Genomic DNA, 4204 nt, shown 5'->3' on the forward strand with positions numbered 1-4204 from the left:
GAGCACCTCGGCGGCGCGGCCGGCGTCCAGCGCGGACCGCGCGACGTCACCCAGGCGGGCGGGGGCGTACTCGGGGTCGTCCCCCGATCCCGCGGCCGCGGCCACCAGCGTGTGCAGCTCGCGGTCGCTGGTCTCGACGCCCGTGCCCACGTTGAAGCGCAGCCCGGCGGCGGCCGGAACGGTCGCGGCACGGACGAAGGCGTCGACCACGTCGTCGACGAACACGTAGTCCCGGGTGTTGCCCCCGTCCCCGAAGACCCGGGTCGGCTCCCCCGCCAGCAGTCGCTGGGCGAAGATCGCCACCACCCCGGCCTCGCCGTGCGGGTCCTGACGCGGCCCGTACACGTTGGCCGGGGCCACGCCCGCCCACTCGATGCCGTAGAGCTTGGCGAACATCTCGAGGTAGACCTCGCCCGCGACCTTGCCGGCCGCGTACGGGCTCATCGGGTCCACCGGCCGTGACTCGGCCACCGGCAGGTCGGTGACGGGGCCGTAGATCGATCCGCCCGAGGAGGTGAAGACGATCCGCCGCACCCCGGCCCGTCGGGCGGCCTCGGCCAGCCGGACGGTCCCCACCACGTTGACCTCGGCGTCGCGGACCGGGTCCTCCACCGACAGGCGGACGTCGATCTGCGCGGCCAGGTGGAACACGACCTCCGGGGCGAGATCCGCCACCAGGTCCCCGATCGCGGGGTCGGTCAGGCCCAGCTGGCGGAAGGTGAACCGCGAGCCGGCCTCGCGGGCGCTCGTGAGGTTCTCCAGCCGGCCCCGTGACAGATCGTCGACGACCGTCACCTCGTGCCCCTCGGACAGCAGGCGGTCCACCAGCGTCGACCCGATGAACCCGGCCCCACCCGTCACGAGTGCCCTCATTCAGATCCCCTCCCGATCCGCGGCGATCCCGCCGCGACGCCCTGTCGGACGACAGCCCCAAGGATACGACCCGTCCCGGGTCGGGTCGCTCACTCCCGGCCGTACAGCGCCGTGGCGCGGGTCAGCGGGGTCCGCCTCTCGGGCGGGAACGGCGAGTCGGCCAGGATCCGCTCCAGCTCGGCCTCGGTGAAGGCGGCGCGGACGGCGAAGATCCGCACCTGGGAGTCGGAGTAGACCTTGACCAGGCCCGGGGTCTGATCGAGCCGGAGCAGGCTCTCGTTGGGCTTCTGGAAACCCCAGTAGTTCGGGGGGCTGATGTACACGTAGGTCACGCCGAGCTCGTCGAGCGCGGCGTCGACACGCGGGTCGGTCCCGGCCCGGTCCATGGAGCGCAGCAGGGAGTCGGTGAGCGGGGCGGTGGACCCCGACTGCAGGTAGTGGCGTGCGGTCGAGGGCAGACCGTCGGTGGCGTACATCCACCCCGACCCCTCGTCGGGGTTGGTGTAGATGAGGCCCGAGTACGCCTGCGGCTGCCCGGACAGCCACTCGAAGGCCCGCAGATCGTGACCGTCGACCATCCGGCCCGCCCGTTGGTTCGCACCCGCCGCCGCGGCGTACTCGGGCGAGGCCTGGATCACCCACGATCCGGTGGCCACCAGCGCGCCCAGCGCGACCGCGACCCGCAGGCCCGCCGCACCGGTCCCCCGCGGGTCGGTGATCGGGTCGATCAACCGGGCCGTCCACCCCGCCAGGGCCTGGACGCTCACCCCCACGCCCACGCCGACGGCGGCCGCCACGAGGACCGCCAGGAGCACCCCGATCCGGCGCGGGTCGTTGTAGTAGATGCTCCCGATCCCGCGCAGGGCGCCGCCGGTCCAGTTACCGAACGTGCTCATGGAGTTGACGCACACCACCAGCACCCCGCCCCAGAGCAGGAGCGGCCACAGCACGAGGCGGCGGAGCATGACGATCACCCCCACCACCGCGAGGGCCAGCAGCACCCAGCGCACTCCCCAGTCCTGCACGTGTCGCACCTGTAGCGCCACGGCCCGGCCCCAGACCGCCGCCCGGTCGGCGTTGATCTCGAACTCGAAGGCCGAGATCTCGTCCGCGTCCTCGGAGACGGTGAGGACCTGGGGCAGCAGCGTGAGCACGCCCGCCAGGCCGATCCCGGCCAGGACGACGAAGTCCCGCAGCCGGCCCCGGACCGGGCGCCACAGCCCCTCGAACAGCCACCAGAACAGCACGAACACCGCGGCGGTCACCATGGCTGACGGGTGGATGCCCCCGACGCCGACCAGGCCGAGGGCGGCGGCGGGCACGAGACGTCGGTCCGCCAGCGCGGCCACCACGACCGCGGCCACCAGGCCCGCCAGCCCGTTGGCCACGCCGGAGGGGGTCGCTGCCACCATCACCTCGACGAACGGCAACCCGGGGAACAGCGGGGTGGCCATGGCCGCGACCGCGGCCGAGGTGGCGGCGGCCGGTCGGGAGAAGCGCCGGTGGGTGATGAGCCAGGCGAGTGCGGCCACACCGAGCGGGAACGCCAGCGCCATGGCGCCGATCTGCACCAGGTTGTAGGTCTCGACCGCCCCGATGCCGCGCAGCCCCATGACCAGGGCGGCGATCGCGTGCCAGGTGCTCGGGTAGTAGAGAGTGGCCCCGTTCTCCGGGTACCGGAGCTCGCCCGCCTGGTCCGGGGACGCCAGTCCCGTGTCGTGGATGAACCGGATGTAGTTGGCGTGCCAGTGGGCGTCCCAGCCCTGGAAGACGTTGGCGGTGCCGCCCGGCGTGGCCGAGAGCTCGGTGAGGATCATCTGCCCGATCAGCCACGCGCTCACCGGGATCGACGCGGCCGGGAGCAGCCACCACCACGAGCGGCGGGCACGCGGCGTGTCACCCACCCGCCCGCGACGGCGCCGCCGGATCCACAGCGTCCCGGAGATGAGCAACCCCACCAGCCCGACGATCACCGCGGTGACCGCCGTGGCGACCGCATACGCGCCCAGGGACCACGGCACACCCGACCGGCCGTACGCGTAGGTGGCGATCGTGACGATCCCCGCGGACACGGGGATCGACGTGCCCACCGCCAACCGGAGCGGGAGCCGTGCGGCCAGTCCCACGATCAGCCCGGGGACCACGAGGAGCGCGGTGAGGGTCAGCATGACCATCGCGATGTCGATGACCTGCCTCCGTCCCTGTCGTACTCATCCGATCCGACCATTATGGGCCACCCGCCCCGCGGCCCTCAGCGCGGCACGAGGACTCCGACCGGTCCGCTGCCGATACACAACTCCCCAAGGCCCCCTTCGGGAGTGAAGGTGACCCCGGTACCGGACCCCTCGACGCGCACGAACACCGTTCCCAGACCCGCCGACACCGGCACCGTCACCTCGGCGCCCTCGTCGAGGCGGACATCCACCTCGCCGTCCGCGTCGGCGAAGAGATTGAGCTGGACGAGCCAGTCCCGGTCGATCAGGGGGCCGTCGAGCGGGATCCGGGCACCGCCCCCGGAGACCCGGTACCCGCAGCCGGGCTCGGGCCCCTGGGGGATCGTCCGGAGCGCCGCGACCTCGGCCGGATGAAGGGTGCCGAGGGCGTCGATCACGACCGGATCAGTGGTCCACCCGGTCACCGGCGGGATCCCGGGAACACCCGCGAGCAACGACGAGAGCCGGTGTGACGGTGCGGTGACCGGGAGGAGGACCTCGAGCGGGAGATCCTGGTCGAGCAGCGGGGCGCTCCGATCACGCAGCGTCTCGAGCAGGGGGAGGGCGTAGTCGCGGGAGGGCTGTTCGGACCACGTCGTCCGATAGGTCAGGGTCGAGACCGCTGAGGAGGCGAGCAGCGCGATGAGCACCACCACGCCCGCCGGCACCGACCTGCGCCCGGCCGTGGAGGTACCCCGTCGTGGCGCCGACAACGCCAGCGCCGCGGCGGCGCCCAGGACCAGCGGGAATTCGGGGTGGTACCGGAGGGTCTGGACGATCTCCGCCGCGGTGTCCGGGCCCGCCCGCCCCACCGCGACCAGCACCACGGAGAGCAGCGGGTACAGCGCGACCGCAGCCCAGACCGCCCCGGTGCGCCGACGGGTGGCGAGAGACCACGCCAGCACCCCGGCACACGCCAGGACACCGAGGAGCACGACGGAGACCGGCGGGTCCGCCATGGGCGGCCCCGGGTGCCACCGGTCCCACCGCCACGGGCCACCTCCCACTGTCGGGATGACGGCCAGTCTGTAAGTGTGGTCGACGAGGTCCAGGAACCCCGGGCGCGTGCCCTCGACCTCGGCGAACGACGCCCGGCCACCGAGACGACCGACGACGAC

Annotated in this window: 2 protein-coding genes and 1 pseudogene; all 3 read right to left on the reverse strand. The window is 73.1% G+C overall.

Going from position 1 to position 4204, the window contains the following annotated elements:
- The coding region (locus tag G6031_RS13150) for an NAD-dependent epimerase/dehydratase family protein (protein ID WP_182653496.1) at positions 1–873 on the reverse strand (873 nt) is incomplete at its 3' end.
- Positions 874–962: 89 nt separating this feature from the next.
- Positions 963–3047, reverse strand: coding sequence for a DUF6541 family protein (locus G6031_RS13155; protein WP_182653497.1), 2085 nt, complete (start codon positions 3045–3047; stop codon positions 963–965).
- 77 nt (positions 3048–3124) lie between these two features.
- Positions 3125–4204: pseudogene (locus G6031_RS13160) on the reverse strand (hypothetical protein); the annotation flags it as partial.

The organism is Dietzia sp. CQ4, from assembly GCF_014145125.1.
GTDB classification, from domain to species: Bacteria; Actinomycetota; Actinomycetes; order Mycobacteriales; family Mycobacteriaceae; genus Dietzia; species Dietzia natronolimnaea.

Bases quoted from the DNA above. Each gene is read 5' to 3' on its own strand.
- G6031_RS13155 (WP_182653497.1), bottom strand. From the start codon at position 3,047: ATGGTCATGCTGACCCTCACCGCGCTCCTCGTGGTCCCCGGGCTGATC.